The 18604-nt window shown below is 73.6% G+C and carries 14 protein-coding genes; 11 read left to right on the forward strand and 3 right to left on the reverse strand.

What is annotated here, in order from left to right; genetic code table 11:
• Nucleotides 1-8 precede the first annotated feature (8 nt).
• From ACZ51D_RS11250 to ACZ51D_RS11295, 10 genes are all read left to right on the forward strand, one after another.
• Nucleotides 9-4169, forward strand: coding sequence for a CHAT domain-containing protein (locus tag ACZ51D_RS11250; protein ID WP_465617347.1), 4161 nt, complete (start codon nt 9-11; stop codon nt 4167-4169).
• A 180-nt stretch (nt 4170-4349) separates the two neighbouring features.
• On the forward strand, nt 4350-4775 hold the full coding sequence (locus ACZ51D_RS11255; protein ID WP_465617349.1) for a hypothetical protein: 426 nt from the start codon (nt 4350-4352) through the stop codon (nt 4773-4775).
• Entirely contained in the window at nt 4772-5503 is a 732-nt protein-coding gene (locus ACZ51D_RS11260) for a nucleotide exchange factor GrpE (RefSeq protein WP_465617351.1), read from the forward strand. Before ACZ51D_RS11255 ends, ACZ51D_RS11260 begins: the two co-directional genes overlap by 4 nt.
• 31 nt (nt 5504-5534) lie before the next feature.
• Nucleotides 5535-8105, forward strand: a complete 2571-nt coding sequence (locus tag ACZ51D_RS11265) for an Hsp70 family protein (protein WP_465617353.1) — start codon at nt 5535-5537, stop codon at nt 8103-8105.
• Complete coding sequence (locus tag ACZ51D_RS11270; protein WP_465617355.1) at nt 8102-8419, forward strand: hypothetical protein; 318 nt, start codon at nt 8102-8104, stop codon at nt 8417-8419. Before ACZ51D_RS11265 ends, ACZ51D_RS11270 begins: the two co-directional genes overlap by 4 nt.
• A gap of 92 nt (nt 8420-8511) precedes the next feature.
• Complete coding sequence (locus ACZ51D_RS11275) at nt 8512-8748, forward strand: chaplin (protein ID WP_465617357.1); 237 nt, start codon at nt 8512-8514, stop codon at nt 8746-8748.
• Nucleotides 8749-8925: 177 nt separating this feature from the next.
• Complete coding sequence (locus ACZ51D_RS11280) at nt 8926-10566, forward strand: AMP-binding protein (RefSeq protein ID WP_465617359.1); 1641 nt, start codon at nt 8926-8928, stop codon at nt 10564-10566.
• Between the two features lie 173 nt (nt 10567-10739).
• On the forward strand, nt 10740-10949 hold the full coding sequence (locus ACZ51D_RS11285; protein ID WP_360492036.1) for a hypothetical protein: 210 nt from the start codon (nt 10740-10742) through the stop codon (nt 10947-10949).
• A gap of 50 nt (nt 10950-10999) precedes the next feature.
• Nucleotides 11000-11443 (forward strand): SRPBCC family protein, encoded by a 444-nt coding sequence (locus ACZ51D_RS11290; protein ID WP_465617361.1) that lies wholly within the window; start codon nt 11000-11002, stop codon nt 11441-11443.
• Nucleotides 11444-11597: 154 nt separating this feature from the next.
• Complete coding sequence (locus ACZ51D_RS11295; RefSeq protein WP_465617363.1) at nt 11598-12869, forward strand: APC family permease; 1272 nt, start codon at nt 11598-11600, stop codon at nt 12867-12869.
• A gap of 181 nt (nt 12870-13050) precedes the next feature.
• Here the strand turns inward: ACZ51D_RS11295 and ACZ51D_RS11300 are convergent, their stop codons facing one another.
• Entirely contained in the window at nt 13051-13452 is a 402-nt protein-coding gene (locus tag ACZ51D_RS11300; protein ID WP_465617365.1) for a YccF domain-containing protein, read from the reverse strand.
• Nucleotides 13453-14011: 559 nt separating this feature from the next.
• The gene (locus ACZ51D_RS11305) at nt 14012-15064 is read right to left on the reverse strand and encodes a YncE family protein (protein ID WP_465617367.1); all 1053 of its coding nucleotides are present in this window, start codon (nt 15062-15064) and stop codon (nt 14012-14014) included.
• Between the two features lie 127 nt (nt 15065-15191).
• On the opposite strand from ACZ51D_RS11305, the gene ACZ51D_RS11310 reads away from it, so the two are divergent.
• Nucleotides 15192-16088 (forward strand): LysR family transcriptional regulator, encoded by an 897-nt coding sequence (locus ACZ51D_RS11310; protein WP_465617369.1) that lies wholly within the window; start codon nt 15192-15194, stop codon nt 16086-16088.
• Nucleotides 16089-16170: 82 nt separating this feature from the next.
• Here ACZ51D_RS11310 and ACZ51D_RS11315 read toward each other — a convergent pair whose 3' ends face one another.
• A complete protein-coding gene (locus ACZ51D_RS11315; protein ID WP_465617371.1) occupies nt 16171-18597 on the reverse strand; it encodes a collagenase in 2427 nt (808 codons plus the stop codon).
• Nucleotides 18598-18604: the final 7 nt, after the last annotated feature.

An 18604-nucleotide genomic window follows, 5' to 3' on the forward strand; every position in this document is an offset into this window, starting at 1 on the left:
GACGGTGCATGGCGCTGCTAGCGGTGCTGCTGATCGTGGTGGCACTGGCCGGAGCGGCCGCCGTCGTACTGGCGCGCCGCCGACGGGCCCTGGACGCCGCGACGGTGACGAAAGCCCTGGCCACGGCCGCCGAACGGCTCGCCGCCGGCAAGGCCGCCCAGGCCCGGCGCCGCTACGCCCGGCTGGCGAAACAACTGGCCGCCGGGCCCGCGGAACTGGGCCCGCAGCGCGGCCTCGCGCTGATCGGCCAGGCCGAGGCCACCCTCCCCACCGGCGACCAGCAGGCCACCCTCGCCCTGCACCGCGAGGCCTTCCCACTGCTCCCCGACCCGGCCCGCCAACTGCCCCGGTGGAGCCTGCGCCTCCTCGCCGAGGAACGGATACAGGCCCCGGACGGCGACCTGGGACCGCTGCTCGCCTTCCTCCAGGCCACCGCCGCCGGCGCCGAGCCCGGCGAGGAGACCGACGCCGCCGCCCGCACCCTCGACTGGCTGCAGCGCCGGTGCCGCGACGGCGCCCCCGGGCAGCGCGACGACGCCACCGCCCGCGCCCTCGCCGCCCTGCCCGGCCGCGACTGGCCGGTGCTCGCCCGCGCCGCCCTGCTCCGCGACACCGACCGGGCCGCCGAGGCCGAGGCCCTGCTCGCCGCCGCGGCCCCCGCCGGCAGCGGCGAACTCTGGTTCCGCTGGGGCGCCCAGCTGTACACCCTGCACCGGGACGAACCCGCCATCGCGGCCTTCGACGAGGCGCTGCGGCACGACCCCGGCGAGCCCTCGCCATGGGGACGCGGCCCGGCGCTGCGCACCGACAGCCTGCTCTTCCGCGGCCTGGCCCGGCAGCGGCTCGGCGCCACCGGGACCGCCTGGACCGACTTCGCGTCCGCCACCGTCGAGAACCCGACCGACCCCCGCCCCCGCTACGCCCTCGGCCGGCTCGCCCTGCTGCTCGGCGCCGACGACCAGGCCCGGGAACAGTTCACCGCCGCCCTGACCGTCCAACCCTCCTTCGCCCCGGCCCGGTTCGGCCTCGCCCTGGTCCACGAACGGGCCGAGCGCCCCGCCGAGGCCGCCGCCGACTACCGCGCCGGCCTCGGTCAGACCCCCGACTGGCGCCCCGCCCGGGTCCGGCTCGGTGCCGCCCTGCTCGCCGCCGGGCAGGCCGAGGAGGCCCAGCCGCTCCTGCGCGCCGAATCCGACACCGAACCCGGCTCCCGCTGGACCCGGATCGCCGCCTTCCACCACGGCCTCGCCCTCGCCCGCACCGACGACCCGGCCGGCGCCCTCGCCCGCTGGGAACCCCTGGACGACGCGGACCTGCGCGAGCGCCAGGCCCTGGCCCGCGACACGCTCGCCCGCACCCGCCTGGCCACCGACCCGGTCGCCGCCCGCGCACTCTGGCAGCGGGCCACCGCCGAACACCCCGCCGCCCCCGGCTACCGCACCGCGCTGCGCGAAGCCGCCCTGCGCGAGGCCGCCCACCTGCTGGTCACCGGCCGCGACCGGCCCGAGCAGCGCGAACGCGCCACCGCCGCGCTCGCGCTCGCCGACACCCTGCCCGGCGCCCTCACCCACCGGCAGGCCCGGCTGCGCGCCGCCCTCGCCCTCGCCGAGGGCACTCCGGAGACGGTCACCACCCTGCTGGACGCCGCCGGCGGCCTGCGCGACCGCTACCACCTGGCCGCCGTCGCCCTGCTGGCCGGCCGCCCGGCACAGACGATCGCCCTGCTCGGCCCGCCCGACCCGACCGGCGACCCGGCGATCGCCCGGCTGCGCGCCCTGCTCGCCGAACGGGCCGGCAACTGGGCCGCCGCACTGGACTGGTACCGACACTTCCTGACCGCAGGCACCGCCCCTTCCCCGGGCACCACCCCGTCGGGTTCAGCGGAAGCCGCCGGCGACTGCGCGGTCTGCGACCGGCCCGCCACCGGCTCCTGCGGCGGCTGCGGCCGCGAGGCCTGCACCGACCACCTGCACACCCCCGACGGCGCCGGCTCACCCCGCTGCGTCCGCTGCGCCGGCCCCGCGCTGCGCGCCGTCCTGGACTGCGCCCGCCGCGTCGGCACGCCCGAGCAGGCCGAACCCGTCCTCGCCGCCTGGGCGGCGGCGCTCGGCGACAGCGCCGCCGCCGCGCCGGTCCGGCTCGACCTCGCCCTGCTGCGCGCCGAACTCGGCCGCCACGACGAGGCGCTGGCCGAACTGCCGCCGGACGCCACCGCCGTCCGCGCCGCCGTCCTGGTCCGCCGGGCCGGCGCCGCCCTCGCCGCCGAACAGCCCGGACGGGCCGCGGGGGACCTGCGCCAGGCCCTCGCCCTCGCCCCCGTTCACCCGCAGGCGGCGGGCACCCTGGTCCTGCTCGCCGAGCACGAGGCGCACCAGCACGCCACCGAGGGCCGCCACCGCGAGGCCTGGGAGGCCTACCGCGAGCTGCTGCTCAAGGACCCGGCCCACCCACGGCTGCTGCACGCCCTCGGCCTGGCCGGCTACCGCCTCGCCGCCGCGTCCGCCGCCGCCTCCGCCGCCGCCGCCGACGACGCCACCACCGCCTCCGGGACAGCGGACGAGGAGGTCTGGGCCTGGACGCTCGGCTGCCTGGTCGCCGCCCTCTACCAGCCCGAGCTGTGGGCCGAGTCCGCCCGGATCACCGGCCGCACCGCCGAACCGCAGCGGCTGGCCGCCGCCCGTACCGGGCTCATCGACCGCCTCCGGGACGACCTGCGCGCCGTCGACCGGGCCGCCGGCCGCAGCGGCGACGAGGTGAGCGCCTGGACGCTGCTCCTCGGCATGGAGGCCCACAGCGCCGACGCCTTCGCCGGCGAGGACGTCCGAATAGCGCTGCCCGGCCGCCCCGCCCGCCGCCTGACGGCCGGCCCCACGCTCGACCGGCTGCTCCGCGCCGAGCCCGAACTCGCCGCCTGGGGCGAGGCCTTCGAGCAGGCCGTCCTGGCCTGGCGGCGGCCCGCCGGCCCCGACGCCCCCGCGCCCACCCGCGCCCTCGCCCTGTTCGGCGTCCTCGGCCCGCAGCGCTACCTGCAGCTGCAGGGCCGGCAGGCGGCCGCCGTCGCCGCCCTGGACGCGGTGGCAGAGAGCGAGCGCGGCGAGGGCTGGCAGGCGCTGCTCGGCGAGTCCCTGGTCAGCCAGGCCCGCGAGCACCACCGCAACCAGGACTGGCGCGAGGCCCTGGACTGCCTCACCCGCGCCCGTTCCGTCCCCGGCGCCGTCCTGCCCGCCGACGCCGCCGCCATCGCCGCCGAGTCCGGCGTGCGGGCCGCCCGCGCGCTGCTCAAGAAGACCGTCGACGACCAGCCCGGCGCGGCCGAGCTGCTGGAGAAGGCGTTCGCGCTGGCCCCCGACGACCCGGAGGTGCGCGGCGACCTCGGCGCCACCTACGCCCAGTGGGCCCGCAAGATCAACAACGAGGACAAGGACTACACCCGCGCCCTCGACCTGCTGCAGAAGAGCATGGAGCTCGTCCCCGGCGACCCGACCGCCCGGCACTTCCTGGAAGCCGCCCTCGGCAACCGAGCCGGCCAGCTCAGCCGCCCCGAATCGACCGACGCGGAGCTCGAGGAGGCCGCCGACGCCTGGCGGAAGCTGATCGACCTCAACTCCGACCCGGACCACAGGCTCGGCCTCGCCTTCGTGCTGCGCCAACTCGCCCGCTCCGCCGCCTTCGCCGACGACCGCGTCCGCGCGGTGCGGCGGATGGCCGAGGCGCTGGACGCCGACCCGGAGTGGGACGGCGACGTCGAGCGCGAGGCCCCGCGCCGGGTCGCGGTGATGCTCGCCAACCACGTGCTGGACGCCATGCAGGACAAGCCGTTCACCGCCCAGGCCGCCATGCTGCAGAAGGCCAAGTCCTACGACGACTCGACCGACATCCGCCGCCTGATGGTCAGCGTCTGGCGCGGCGAGGCCATCGGCCACTACGAGGCCCGCCGCTACCCCGAGGCGATCCGGCTGCTGGAGGAGGCGGTCAGCCTCTCCGACACCCCGGAGGACACCGGCAAGCTGCACCGCGAACTGGGCATCGTCTGCGGCTCGTTCGCCGTCCAGCGGGCCAACGCCCGCCAGCTGCGGGAGGCCCGCGACCTGGCCCGCAAGGCCGTCGAGTACAGCCCGGAGGACACGGAGCTGCGAGCGATGCAGCGACGGATCAACTCGCTCTACTGACCACCCCGACCGGCGGCAACCGCAGGGCAGTTGCCGTCGTCCTAGACCGTGCGCGCCACCGGCCCGTCCGACCGTCGTCCCAGCCGTACCGATCGACCGGCCGTACCGATCGACCTGCTGCACCGAGCGTCCCCGTCGTACCGATCGACCCCGTCGCCGTGAGGAGAGAGACCGCCCGCCATGCCACTGCCTGAACCGTCGCCGTACGAGGTCCTGGGCATCCCGCTCACGGCCGGTGTGCGCGAGATCAACCTCGCCGTCGGACCGGCGATGCGCACGGCCCGCTACACCCGCCAGCAGATCCAGGAGGCCGCCGCGCTGCTGCGGAACCCGGACCGGCGGCTGGAGTCGGACCTCCAACAGCCTCTCCCGCCGGAGCCCGTCGGCCAGGCCGCCGAACTGCTCGCGCCCGCCCTCGCCGAACCGCTGCTGGTGATCGAGCGCCCGCCGCTGCCGCCTGTCCCCGCCCTGCTGGCCCTGCACCGTGCCGAGCTGGCTGCCGACTTCGCCGAGCCCGCCCCGGGCGGCGCCGACCCCGAACCGCCCGTCCCCGCCCGCTACGCGGCCGACCTGTCCGTGCTGCCGCAGATCGAGGTACCCGAGTGACCGAGGCAACGACCGCATCCCTGCTCGACGGCCATCAGCGGCTGGAGCTCCCCACTGGCGTCGAGGATGTCGACCTGGAGCAGAAGTTCGGCCAACTGCTCTTCCGGGCATCCCTGTTGGGGAACAAACTGGCCGAGCAGCGGCAGACCGCCCGGGCCGAGCAGCGCGAACTGCTGGGCATCCTGGTCGACGTGGACGACGCGCTCGCCGCCCTCGGCCTGGACCGCGAACTGGTCGCGCTCGGGCGCGGCGAGGGCATCGAGGCCACCCGGCGACGGCTGCTCGGCCGGCTCGCCAAGGCCAAGGTCCGCCCGATGCGGCTGGAGGGCATGACGGCGGACCCGGATCTGGCCGAGATCGTCGGCGTCGAGGCCCGGCCGGGGGTGGCACCGGAGACGGTGGTGCGGACGGTCGTCACCGGGTTCTTCTGGGAGAACGAAGTGCTGCGGCGGGCCCAGGTTGTGGTCGCCGCACCGGAGTCGGCGCAGGAGCCCGCCGTGCCCGTGGCACCCGCCGAGTCGGACGTGCCCGTGGCACCCGCCGAGTTGGACGTGCCCGTGGCACCCGCCGAGCCGGACACGCCCGAGGCGGTGTCGCCCGACAGCGCCGACGCCAGTACGCCCGAATCCGCCGCCGCACCAGCCGTCCGCGCCCAGCCCAAGGCGGCCCCGCCCCGGGCCCGTCGCAAGGTCACGGTCGCGGGCAAGCGGGCCAAGCGCAAGAAGTAGCCAGAACCACGAGGGGCAAGAGGGGAACGACATGTACCGCACACTCGGCATCGACCTGGGCACCACCAACTCCGTGGTCGCCCACCTGCGCCGGGGCGAGCCGGAGATCATCTTCAACCGGCAGAACCAGGAGGCCACGCCCTCCGTGGTCGGCAGCGGCCGCAAGGGCGAGCTGCTGGTGGGCTCCACCGCGCGCGGCCGGGTCGCCATCGACGGCGCCAACGTGATCCGCTCGGTCAAGCGCTTCATGGGCCGCAAGTTCAAGGACCCGCAGGTCCAGGCCGCCCTGAAGGAGGTCGACTACAAGGTCACCGCGGGCACCGACGGCGACGTCAACGTCTGGTTCAACGGCCGCTCCTACACGCCGATCGAGATCTCCGCGATCATCCTGCACCGGCTCAAGGAGGACGCCGAACAGCGCTTCGGCGAGCCCTTCCCCCGGGCCGTCATCACCGTCCCCGCCTACTTCGGCGAGCGGCAGGTCGCGGCCACCCAGGAGGCGGGCCGGATGGCCGGCCTGCACGTGCTGCGGATCATCAACGAGCCGACCGCGGCGGCGCTCGCCTACGGGATCACCTCGGAGGCGGGCGACGAGGGCAAGACCGTACTGGTCTACGACCTCGGCGGCGGCACCTTCGACATCTCCATCCTGCTCCTGGTGCCCGGCTCGGTCTCGGTGCTCGGCATCGAGGGCGACAACCTGCTCGGCGGCGACGACTTCGACCGCGCGATCACCACCGCGCTGCTGGAGGACATCCGCGAGGAGTACGGCTCGGACTACCAGCCCGACCTGCGCGACCGCCCGAAGATCGCCTCCACCGCCGAGACCATCAAGATCGAGCTGTCCAACCAGGAGTCCTCCGAGGTCATCCTGCCCGGCCTCGGCGCCGGACAGCTGGTGCTGGAGACGGAGTTCGAGCGCGCCCGCTTCGAGGAGCTGATCGAGGCCCAGATCGAGCGCACCATCGAGCTGACCCACAAGGCCATCATGCAGGCCAACCTGACCGTCGGGGACATCGACGAGGTGGTGCTGGTCGGCGGCTCGACCGCGATCCCGCTGGTCGCGCGGCGGCTCGGCGAGGTGTTCGGCCCCCGCCGGATCCGGCGCGGCGTCAACCCGATGCAGTGCGTGGCGCTCGGCGCGGCCGTGCAGTCCGCGCTGGTCGGCGAGGTGGAGTGCCCCGAGTGCCGGGCCCCCGGCGACCTCTCCGCCTCCAACTGCGCCAACTGCGCGACCTCCCTGCTCGGCGGCGACCGGGTCTCCTGCCCGACCTGCCACATCCCGGTCCACTCCGAGGCCGCCGACTGCCCCAAGTGCGGCCAGGACATGGCCGGTTCGGGCGCCGGCGGCACGGCCATCCCGAAGCAGGCGCAGGCCGCCACCGTGGTGCGCAGCGACAACTGCCCGCGCTGCGGCACCCCGGCCGCGCCCGGCGTCACCGCCTGCGAACTGTGCGGCGAGGCACTCAACTCGGCGGCCCCCGGCCAGACCAAGGTGATCTCCACCGCCGCCGAGGACGTCGGCCTGCGCTGCGCCTCCTGCGGCCAGGTCAGCCCGCCCGGCAGCGAAATCTGCACCGGCTGCGGGGAGTTGATGCAGGTCACCAACCCCTTCGACATCACCCCGAAGAACCTCGGCATCGAGCTCAACGACGGCCGCCTCGCCGTCATCATCCCCAAGAACTCCAGCTACCCGACCAGTTCGCCGGTCAGCCGGGAGTTCGTGGTCTCCGGCAGCGGCCGCCAGCGGCTGGAGATCGCGGTCTACGAGGGCGAGCACGAGATCGCCCAGCAGAACGAGCTGATCGGCCACCTCACCCTGCGCCTGCCCGAGGGCCTCGGCGGCCGTACCCCGGTCGACGTCTCCTTCGGCCTCGACCGCGACCGCACCATCACCCTGTCCGTACGGATCCAGGGCGGCGCGGAGAAGACCGTCAAGCTGGAGCGGGTCACCCTGGACCCCGAGCTGAAGGTCCAGGTCGAGGAGCAGCAGCGGCAGATCGAGACCTTCACCGACCGCTGGGGCGGCGAGCTGACCGAGGCCGAGATGCGCGAGGCCCAGCGGCTGATGGACGCCCTGGACGACCTGGCGGCCGGCCAGACCCGCGGCCAGTCGGTGGACGAGGCGCTGGAGCGGGCCCAGCGCCAGCTCAAGGCCCAGCGCTGGGTGCGCGGCTCGGAGGCGTACCTGAGCCTGTTCATCCACTACTGCGAGAAGCACCTCGACCCGAGCGACCTGGACCGGCTCCGGTCGGTCTCCGCCGAGCTGCGGCTGCGCCGCGAGGCCGCCGACTGGGAGGGCGCGATGCGCGCGGCCCAGCGCGCGGACGAGCTGTGCGACGCGCTCGGCCACACCATGCGGATGCTCACCATGTGCAACGTCTACGTGACCCAGAACATGGTCTCGCCCGCCCTGGGGCAGCTGATCATGGCCGAGCTGCGGGGTCTGGACGCCGCGGTGGAGGCGCCCAACATGGAGGAGGTCAACAAGCACATGTCGAACCTGCTGGCCCTGTACGCGCAGGCGCAGCGCGAGCTCGGAAGTGAGCCGGCCGCCGAGTCGCTCGGCCCGGTGCGCCCGGAGGAGGCGGGGCCGCGATGAGCGCCGTGGCGGACCTCGAGGTGCCCTGCCCGCTGTGCAAGGTCGCGGCGGACCCGCAGAGTCTGTGCTGCCCGTCCTGCCGGGAGGACCTGTCCGCGCTGTTCCGGCTGCGTTACGCCGGTCGGATCGATTACAACCGGGCGCTGGAGGCCCTGGCGGCCGGTGACGAGGCGACGGCGCGGTTCCGGCTGCGCGGCGCCCTGGAGGCGGAGCCGGGGCTGCATCCGGCCCGGGAGCTGCTGGAATCACTGAGCGTGGCTGGGCCCGCCGGGCCCGCGCCGGCGGGGCGGGACGGCGACACGCCCTCTGAGTGACCAATTCGGACGCTCCCGGCCTGCCGTCGAGTTCGATCGGTGCGAGTGTGATCGTCACACGGATGTTCGCCACCCTCACAAGGAGTGACGCAATGCGTCTTCGCACCTACCTCGCCGCCCCGGCCCTCGCCGCGGTGTGCGTGCTCGCCGGTGCCGGTACCGCCGCCGCCGACGCCAACGCCCATGGTGTCGCCGTCGGCTCGCCGGGTGTCCTGTCCGGCAACGTGATCCAGATCCCGATCCACATCCCGATCAACGTCTGCGGGAACTCGGTCAACCTGTTCGGCATCGCCAACCCGGCCATCGGCAACACCTGCGTCAACGCGTGACCCGAGCACTGGGGCCGTCCGTCGAGCACGACGGACGGCCCCAGCGCTGTGCCCGGCTCGCGTCGTGCCCGGCTCACGTCGTGTCGTGCGCGGGTACCCCCGTTCGGGGGTGGCGGGGTGGCCCGTGGACCGGGACCATGGTCCCCGACCCGCCCCGCCGTACCCAGGAGTCACCACGTGCCGACCACGCCGACCCCGCGCAGCTACGCCTCCGGCACCTCGGACGTCCCGCTGCTCGGCGACACCATCGGGGAGAACCTCGACCGCGCGGTACGCGCCTTCCCCGACCGCGACGCCCTGGTCGACCGCCCCACCGCCCGCCGCTGGACCTACGCCGAACTCGCCGCCGACGTCGACGCCCTGGCCCTCGGCCTGCTGGAACTCGGCATCGCCAAGGGCGACCGGGTCGGCATCTGGGCACCCAACTGCCCCGAGTGGACACTCACCCAGTACGCCACCGCCAAGCTCGGCGCGGTCCTCGTCACGGTCAACCCCGCCTACCGCGCGCACGAGTTGGAGTACGTGCTGAACCAGGCCGGCATCCGTTTGCTGGTCGCCGCCGATCGGTTCAAGACCTCCGACTACGCCGCGATGGTCGAGGAAGTCAGGCCACGCTGCGCCGAGTTGGAGCGCGTTCTGCTGATCGGCAGCCCGGCCTGGGACGACACGCTCGCCGCCGGCCGACGGGCCACCCCGGCGCTGGCCGCGGAATTCGCCGAACGCCAGGGCGAGTTGGCCCCCGACGACCCGATCAACATCCAGTACACCTCGGGGACCACCGGATTCCCCAAGGGTGCGACCCTGTCGCACCACAACATCCTCAACAACGGGTACTTCGTCGGCGAGCTGCTCAACTACACCGAGCAGGACCGGATCTGCATCCCGGTGCCCTTCTACCACTGCTTCGGCATGGTGATGGGAAACCTGGCCGCCACGTCGCACGGCGCCTGCATGGTCATCCCGGCCCCCTCCTTCGAACCCGGCGCCACCCTGGCCGCCGTCGCCGCCGAGCGCTGCACCTCGCTGTACGGCGTGCCGACCATGTTCATCGCCGAACTCGCCGACCCCGACTTCGAGCGCCACGACCTCGGCAGCCTGCGCACCGGCATCATGGCCGGCTCACCCTGCCCGAGCGAGGTGATGAAGGAGGTCATCGGGCGGATGGGCATGGCCGAGGTCTCCATCTGCTACGGCATGACCGAGACCTCGCCGGTCTCCACCCAGACCCGGGTCGACGACTCGGTCGAGCGCCGGGTCTCCACCGTCGGCCGGGTCGGCCCGCACCTGGAGGTCAAGGTCGTCGACCCGGCCACCGGCCGCACCGTCCCGCGCGGCGAGCCGGGCGAACTGTGCACCCGCGGCTACTCCGTCATGCTCGGCTACTGGAACGAGCCCGAGCGCACCGCCGAGGCCGTCGACGCCGCCCGCTGGATGCACACCGGGGACCTCGCGGTGATGGACGAAGACGGCTACCTCGCCATCACCGGGCGGATCAAGGACATGGTGATCCGCGGCGGCGAGAACCTCTATCCGCGCGAGATCGAGGAGTTCCTCTACACCCACCCGGACATCCTCGACGTCCAGGTCATCGGCGTCCCCGACCCGAAGTACGGCGAGGAGCTGATGGCCTGGGTCCGGATGCGCGAGGGCGCCGAACCGCTCACCGCCGAGGCCGTCCGGGCGTACTGCACCGGCCGGCTCGCGCACGTCAAGATCCCGCGCTACGTGCACGTGGTCGAGGAGTTCCCGATGACGGTGACCGGGAAGATCCGCAAGGTCGAGATGCGAGAGGCGGCGCTGCGGATCCTGGGGCTGTAACGCCCCGGGGCGGTGGTGCGTCGGGCCGGTGGTTGCGTCGGGCCGGTGGTTGCGTCGGGCCGGTGGTGCGTCGCATGGCGGGGCGGCGCGTGCCGGTGGTGTGCGCTCGTCCGGGTGGGTGGAAGAGCGGGCCATGGAGAATGCGGCACCGTCGGGGTGCGCACAGTCCAGCCATGACCGCTCACACCCCGGTCCGCTCGCTACTCGCGGACGCCGCCCTCGCCGTGGTCCTCGCCCTGGCCCTCGCGTACCCGGCCGCGCCCGCCCTCGCCGACCCGGCAGGACCCACGGCCGCCTGCGCCCGCAACCCCGTCGACCGGCACCCCGTCGACCGGCACGGCGACGCCGCCGACCCCGCGCCGGCCGGCCCCTGCGCCCGCTGACCGGGCCAGTCCGGAGAGCGGACCCCCACACCCGGCGGGACAGTGTGATCATGCCCCTCGACGTCACAGTGGAACACCTGATCCCCCTGCCGCCCGCCACCGTCGCCGGCTACGCCATGGACTGGCGCCACGACCACGAGTGGACCCAGGGCATCCGCAACGCCACCCTCACCCGGGAGGCCGACACCGGCGGCTTCGGCGTCGGCGCCGAGGTCACCCGGACCGCCCACTTCCTCGGGCGGCGCTTCGACTACGTGCTACGGGTGGCGGGCTACCACCCGCCGCAGATGCTCGACATGGTCTCCGTCGCCGGGCCGATGCCCATGCACGTCACCTACACCTTCGAACCCACCCAGGCCGGCACCTTCGCCCGCATCCGCGTCCGCGGCGGCACCTCCGTCCACCACCGGCTCGCCGCGCCGCTGATGTCCCGCCAGGTCCGTACCGCCCTCACCAAGGACCTCCGCGCGCTCGAGGCCCGCCTCACCAACTGACCTCCTCACCAACCGGCCGCCTCACCTCCTGGCCGCCGCATCGACGTCGCACCTGCACCTTCGCCCTGTCCCCGCCCCCGCCCGTCCACTGCCGTTCCACTTCCTCCGGTATCGTGCGCCGTCGTCCGGGCCCGACGAGGAGAGGTGCAGGTCGATGAGTGGGGCGGCGCCGGGGTCGGCGGCCGGGTCGGGTGAGCTGCGGCGGCACCTGGGCGTGTTCGACGCCGTGGTGATCGGGCTGGGGTCGATGGTCGGCGCCGGCGTGTTCGCCGCGCTGGCGCCCGCAGCGGCCGCCGCCGGGTCCGGGCTGCTGATCGGGCTGGCGCTGGCCGGCGTGGTGGCGTACTGCAACGCGACCTCCTCCGCCCGGCTCGCCGCCCGCTACCCGCAGTCCGGCGGCACGTACGTCTACGGCCGCGAGCGGCTCGGCGAGTTCTGGGGCTACCTCGCAGGGTGGGGCTTCGTCGTCGGCAAGACCGCCTCCTGCGCGGCGATGGCGCTCACCGTCGGCTCGTACGTCTGGCCGGCCCAGGCGCACGCCGTCGCGGCCGCCGCGGTCGTGGCGCTGACCGCGGTCAACTACGTCGGCGTACAGAAGGCGGCCTGGCTGACGCGGGCGATCGTCGCCGTCGTGCTGGCCGTGCTCGCCGCCGTGGTCGTGGCCTGCCTGACCGGCGGCGACGCGGACACGGCCCGCTGGGCGGTCGGTGCCGACGCTGGCTTCCACGGCGTGCTGCAGGCCGCCGGCCTCCTCTTCTTCGCCTTCGCCGGGTACGCCCGCATCGCCACCCTCGGCGAGGAGGTCCGCGACCCGCAGCGCACGATCCGCCGCGCGATCCCGCTCGCGCTCGGCATCACCCTGGTCGTCTACACCGCCGTCGCACTCGCCGTCCTGGCCGTCCTCGGCCCCGAACGCCTCGCCCACGCCGCGGCGCCGCTGGCCGACGCGGTCCGGGCCGCCGGGGCGCCCGGACTGGTCCCGGTGGTGCGCGCCGGGGCCGCGGTCGCCGCCCTCGGCTCGCTGCTCGCGCTGATCCTCGGCGTCTCCCGCACCACGCTCGCGATGGCCCGCGACCACCACCTGCCGCACCCCCTCGCCGCCGTCCATCCCCGCTTCGGCGTGCCGCACCGCGCCGAGCTCGCGGTCGGCGCGGTGGTCGCCGTCGTCGCGGCCGTCGGCGACGTGCGCGGCGCGATCGGCTTCTCCTCCTTCGGCGTGCTCGCCTACTACGCCGTCGCCAACGCCTCCGCCTGGACCCTCACCCCCGCCGAAGGCCGCCCGGCAAGGCCCGTCCCGATCGTCGGCGCGGCCGGCTGCCTCACCCTGGCCCTCGCCCTCCCGGCCGCCTCGGTCCTCTGGGGCGCCGCCGTCCTCACCCTCGGCGCCGCCGCCTACGGCGCCCGAAAGGCGGCGGCCCGCCGCTGACGGCCGCTCGGCCGACGCAGCAGACGCTGCCCGGCACCTCGGCGAACGCGTCGCCGTTCGCGGTGACGACGCACACCTCCCAGCGCTCACGGCCCGGGCACCGCCGCTTGCTCGTACGTCCGAAAACGCCGACGGCCGGCGCGGCCTTTCCGCCTCGCCGGCCGTCCGTGGGTCGTGGGGGTTACCGGGCGCCCCACTCCTGGTCGGTGTGGACGATCTCGCGGCCGAGCGGCATCAGGGAGATCGGGATCATCTTGAGGTTCGCCCAGCCGAAGGGGATCCCGATGATCGACAGGAACAGCGGAACGCTGGTGATCAGGTGTGCGAGGGCCAGCCACCACCCGGCGAACACCAGCCAGATGACGTTGCCGACGCAGGACGCGGCCCCGGCGTCCGGCCGCTCGACCGCCGTCCGCCCGAACGGCCACAGGATGAAGCCGGCGATCCGAAAGGACGCAATGCCAAATGGGATGGTAATGACAAGCAGGCAACAGATAATTCCGGCGACAATATAGGCCAGGGCCATCCAAATTCCGCAGAAAACCAGCCAGATGACATTGAGAATGAATTTCACCGCACTCATACTTGGCACCTTCTCACGGCTGATGGCGTTGCACTACGACCGTGCCATGCCCACTGGCGAGCGTGTCTACGCCCTCAGGGGTTGTTCCTCAGGGGGCGGTCCGGGTGCCAGCCTCAGGTAGGGGTTCCTTCGGCCTCGGCAGCCGCCAAGGAGGGCCACGTGTGCGGGGCCGACTTCGAGGAACTGTGGATTGTCCTCCTTCTCTCCGTGGCAGTGTTTCGGACGGTCCTCCGGGCGGGGCACGACGCTGCTCCCGTTCACCGAGCGTTCCTGAGCTGCAGCCACTGTCCAAGAGGATCGCGCGGCTGGAATCCCTGCTCGGTACCGAACTGGACGGTCACCACTTCTCCGGGGGTAGTCGGGGACGGCCGGGGTGGCCGGTCATGCGCCGTCTCGGGTCGGCCGCCGGTGCGCTGGCCATCGTCGTGGGCGGCGGGCTGCTCGCGGCCGCTCCGGCCTCGGCCGCCGACCGGCCTCCAGTGGACAGCTACGGCCGGTTCGCATGCCGGTGCCCCGGTCCGACGGCCGTCGGCCGGGGCACCGCCGTCGTGCCGTGGGGTCAGGCCGGGCGGGGGAGGTACGCCAGGCCGTGGGCGCCGGGTTCGGCGAGCTTGGGGACGGTGAGGCGGGAGACGGGGGTGAGGGTGTCGAGGTCGATGACGTCGACGGTGGAGGAGACGACGCAGGAGACGTAGCCGAGGCGGCCGTCGGGGGAGGAGGTGATCGTCAGGGGGAAGAGGCCGACCTGGACGGAGCCGAGGCGGCGGTGGTCGTCGGCGGAGAAGACGGTGAGGCGGCCCGGGAGTTGGCGGGCCGGCTTGGAGTCGGGGTCGGGCGCGGAGCGGACCTCGCCGGCCAGGAGCTTGCCGGTGGAGGTGAGGTGGACCGGGAGGGCGGCGGACTCGGTGGGGAGGGTGGCGACGACCGAGGCCGACCGGGCGTCGATCACGCGGATACCGGGGGTCGCGTCGGGCAGCGCTGCGTAGCCGAGGTAGGGCCCGGCGACGTAGGCCCGGGTGCCGTCGGGGGAGACGGCGAGGCCCTCGCTCCCGGGGACCTCGACCTTGGTGGTCATGACACCCCGGTCGAGGTCCACGATCGAGACGAACGAGGCCTCCTTGTTGGTGGCGAAGCCGGTGCGCCCGTCCGGGGAGATGGCGAACCAGTGCGGGCCGGGGGCGCCGGTGTCGATCCGGCCGATCGGGCGGCGGGTCTCGGTGTCGATGACCACGACGCCGCCGGGGCGGTCCGGGCCGCCCTCCACACTGACGTAGAGGCGGCGGTGATCGGTGTCCAACGCCAGCCCGTGCGGGCCGTGTTCGGGGGCGAGGTCGATCACCTCGACGACGCGGCGGGTGTCGGCGTCGATCACGGTCAGTTCGGTGCGGCGGCCGTTGTGCGCGTGGTAGTAGCCGGAGTTGTAGGCGGTGGCGCACCAGAGCAGCCGCTGGGTCGGGTCGAAGCACAACTCGTGGGGCTCGGCGATGACTTCGAGGGTGTCGAGGAGCCGGTCGGTGGCTGCGTCGAAGAAGGAGACGGTCGGGCCGCTCTGGCTGACGACGGCGAGGACGTCACCGGCGAGGTGGGAACGGTCGGTACGGACGGTTGACACAGGTGCTCCTTGCGGCGGGTTTCCGTGCGGACGCTTCCAGTCTCGGCGCCCCGGGTCGGGCAACACCATGCAAGGATTGGCAGGGAATAGTTGACCAGAACGCAAAAGTGCAGCTCAGGAGCCATGGATGGACCTCAATCTGCTGCGGGCCCTGGACGCCCTGCTGCAGGAGAACAGTGTGACCCGGGCCGCCGAGCTGCTCGGCACCTCGCCGGCGGCGGTGAGCCGGACGCTGGCCCGGCTGCGCCGCGCGGTCGGGGACCCGCTGCTGGTGCGGGCCGGGCAGGGGATGGTGCCGACCCCGCGGGCGCTCGAACTCCGGGAGGAGGTGGGCGCGTTGCTGCGCGGCTGCGAGAACGTGCTGCGGCCCGGGGCGGGGTTCGCGCCCGTGCACCTGGAGCGGACGTTCACCGTGCAGACCAGCGATGTGGTGCTGGTCCGGGTGGCCGGGCCGGTGACCGAGCGGATCCGCGCGGAGGCGCCGAAGGTCGACGTGCTGTTCCTGCCGGAGGCGCTGGAGGGCGGGCCCGCGCTGCGACAGGGGCCGGTGGACGTCGAGGTGGGGGTGCTCGGGCAGTTGGATCCGGAGATCCGCACCCGGCCGCTGGTCCGGGCGCCGCTGGTGGGCGTGGCCCGCAGCGGCCATCCGCTGTTCGAGGGGCGGATCACCGCCCGGCGCTTCGCCGCGGCCGACCACATCGGCATCTCGCGGCGGGGCAAGCAGCTCGGGCCGATCGACGCCGCGCTGGCCGAGCGCGGGCTGCGCCGCCGGGTGGCGGTGGTGGTGCCGAGTCACACCAGTGCGATGCTGCTGGCCCGGGACAGTGACCTGGTCACGCTCGGCCTGGCGGACTGGCTGCCGCAGACGATGGCCGCGCTGGGTCTGCGCACCTTCCCGATCCCGCTCGAACTCGCCCCGCTGGAACTGGGGATGGCCTGGCATCCGCGCAACTCGGCGGATCCGGGCCATCGTTGGTTCCGCGAGCACCTGGCAGCGGCGGTCCGGCAGGCGCGGGGGGACTGAGCGAGGCGTTGAGGGGATGTGGGCCGGGCGCGGTACGGATCCCACTGTCCGTACCGCGCCCGGGAATCAGCTGAACCGTCGGCTACCGGCGGAGCGGTCCCTCGCAGGTGTAGTCGGCGGTTCCGGCCTTGCCGTTGGTCCAGACGTCGACCTTGCCGAAGCTGCAGTTCATGTCGTTGAGGTTGTTCGCTTCCTCGACGTTCTTGGTGCGGGTGAGGATGAAGTAGTCCACGGTGTCGGACATGTCCTTGAAGACCTTGTCCGGGTTCTTGGCGTCGGAGAGGTTGGCGGTGATCTTGCCGGTGCAGATGAAGCGCATCGGCTTGTTCGCCCAGTCGCCGTTGTTCTTGCAGGTGGGGGTGGCTCCGGTGGCGTCGGCGAACTCGTCCTGGACGTCGGAGGCGTCGGAGAGGTCGAGAGCGCCGTCGGCTATGAAGGAGGTCGACGGGACGTACAGGTTGTCGACGTTCTTGATCTGCGCGTCGAGGAAGGCGGAGTACTCGCCCTGCAGGGCGGCGTCGGCGCCGACGCGGTCGCGCCAGGCGTCGAAGCCGGCCGGGTCGTCGGCGCGCTGGTAGCCGTACATCTCGCGCAGCAGCGAGGGGTGCTGCTGCCAGAGGAACTCGAAGAAGGTGCCGGCGTAGTTGTAGAAGTGGAACGCCGGGGTGTCGGTGTAACGGGCGTGCAGGAGTTGGGCGATGGTCATCCGGGGGATGCCGGCGGCCTCGTCGGCGGCGAGTTTGCGGACCAGCGACTTGCGCACCAGGATGCCCTGGTCGCGGGTGGAGCCGTCGAAGAACTCGGCGGTGCCCTCGTCCATCGCGGTGGTCTTGTCGTTGGCGTACCAGCGCGGGTCGCCGAAGTAACCCGGCACCGCCCAGCGGCCGTTGAGGTAGTGCACGTACTCGTGGCGGAACAGTTCCTCGAGGGTGAGCATCGAGTCCTGCGGGACGCGCCGCTGGTAGGTGTAGAAGGTGGCGCCGCTCTCGATGTACATGCCGCCGTTGCTGGTGCTGTAGCCGGTGAGGATCGGCTGGTAGACCTCGTAGTCGGCGCGCGAGGCGTACAGGTGGATGTGCAGGGTGGAGTTGACGTCGCCGGCGAGCGGCTGGTCGGTGCCGAGGACGCGGAAGTACTGGCTCTTGACCTGCTTGCTCGCGTAGTACATCTGGTCGACGGTGGCCTTGTCGAGGGCGGTGCGGACCTCGATGGCGCCGTTGTCGTAGGTGTACGTGTGCGGGAAGAGCTTCGTCTCCAGGTCGGAGATGCAGACGCCGTACTGCTTGCAGACGCCGTAGGTGTTGGCCCAGCCGATGGCCTTGGCCCACGGGTCGGACCACTCGCCGAAGGCGGTCTTGGTGGCGGCGATCACCGGGCCGAGGTCGGCGAGGGTGGCGTCGCGCAGGGCCGGGACCTGCCCGAAGCGGCCGTACTCGGCGACGGCGTCGCGGGCGGCCCAGGCGTTCTTGGTGCCCTTGAGGTGACCCCAGGAGGCGTAGGCGCGGAACGCGGCGCGGTAGTCGGCGTCGGCGGCGACGGCGGCGAGGAAGGCCGGGTCCTGGTTGTAGATGCCGAGGTAGTTGAGGTTGAGCGCCTGGAGGACGGCGTTGCCCCAGGGGCCGCTGTCGGCGACGGTGGTACCGGGGGCGAGGACGCCCAGGATGCGCCGGGCGAGGCCGAGGTTGTGCTGGCGCAGGCCGTCGGCGCCGGCGGTGATAGCGGTCTCACGCAGGATGTTCGCGGCGAGGTCCGTGCGGTCGAAGGCGTGCGCGCTGCCCGCGTACGCCGTGATCGCCTGCTGGACGGAGCCGAGGGTGGCCGGGTCGCCGAGGTTCAACTCGTGGTGGCCGTAGGCGTGGTAGGCCGTGGCGTGCAGATACGTCCACAGCTCGTAGAGGTGTGAGGCGCCGGTGCCGTCGTCGGTGGCGGACAGCTGGGTGATCCGGTCGGCGACCGCCCGGACGTGGGCGTTGTCCATGGTGGTGGTGAAGCGGGCGTCCCAGGTCCAGAGGACGGAGCGCAGGCAGCCGTCGGCGGTGACGGCCGGGTCGGTGAGGAAGGCGGTCAGCTGGTCGGCGCCGAGGCCGGTGAAGCCGTCGACGGTACAGGGCACGCCGGCGGCGGTGCGCGGTGCGGTGGCGGAGGGTGCGGCGGCCACCTGGTCGGCGGTGGGGGCGGGGGCGCCGACGTGGTCGGGCAGCAGGCCGGGGACGAGGCCGGTGCCGAGCGAGCCGCCGCCGGGGGCCGGGGCGGGGGCGCCGGGCTTGGCGGTGGCGGTGCCGAGGTGTTCGGCGTCGTCGTACGCGGTGGGCTGGTCGGCCGTGGCCGGGGTGGCCGGGCCGGCCGGGGTGGGGTTGGCAGCGGCCGTTGTGGTGGAGGCAGTGGCGGAGGGGGAGGTGGTCGGGGGTGTCGGGGTGAGGGCCTGGGCCGTCTGCAGGGTGGGCAGGGTGAGGGTGACGGCCATGGCGGAGGCGAGCAGGACTCGCCTGGCAACGCGGGAAGTTGACACCGAATCT

The sequence above is a fragment of the Kitasatospora sp. NPDC033851 genome, from assembly GCF_055576085.1.